The 582-nt window shown below is 56.7% G+C and carries 1 pseudogene; it reads right to left on the reverse strand.

From position 1 onward, the window contains the following. Window positions 1–92: 92 nt before the first annotated feature. Window positions 93–582: pseudogene (gene tnpC, locus KDX37_RS29340) on the reverse strand (IS66 family transposase); the annotation flags it as partial.

The following is a 582-nucleotide window of genomic DNA, read 5'->3' on the forward strand; positions in this document are numbered from 1 at the left end:
GGTCGCATCATGATCGATGGGCTCCTGAGAGAATCGGGAGCCCAGCATCTGGCATTAGCTTAGTGCTTTGAATGTGGGGTTAATGGAGCGGTTACGAAGGGGCGGATCGCACGTTCTGCCGCGTTATTGTCGATCGGCAGGCAGCCTTCCTCGACGTACCGTTCCAGCTTGTTCCAGTTGCTTGCCAGGTAGCTGATGGCTTTGCCCAAGGCATTCTGAGCCGTGACCTGTGGTTGTGTTTTCTCGATCCAGCTTTTCAACTGAGCGAGTATTGGCAGGCTATGTTCGTGACGACCGGATTTACGATCAGCATCGCTACTGGCCTTCAAGTCGCGTTCGATCCCATACAGCTTGTTGATCAGGTTCAGCGCGATGTCGGCGCGCCCCGTCTTGCCTTTGGGCTGCACTTTTTGCGCTTCAACAAACTTGCGTCGAGCATGCGCCCAGCATCCCAGACGCTCAACTCCGGGCTGTGCGCCCAGCGCGTTGTAACCGGCGTAATCATCGGTCATGACATAGCCACGATAACCATCGAGCAGGCGCGCCGGTACCTCCTGCGCCCGGCTGGTGGAGTAGTCAAAA

The sequence above is a fragment of the Pseudomonas californiensis genome, from assembly GCF_021147775.1.
Lineage (GTDB): Bacteria > Pseudomonadota > Gammaproteobacteria > Pseudomonadales > Pseudomonadaceae > Aquipseudomonas > Aquipseudomonas californiensis.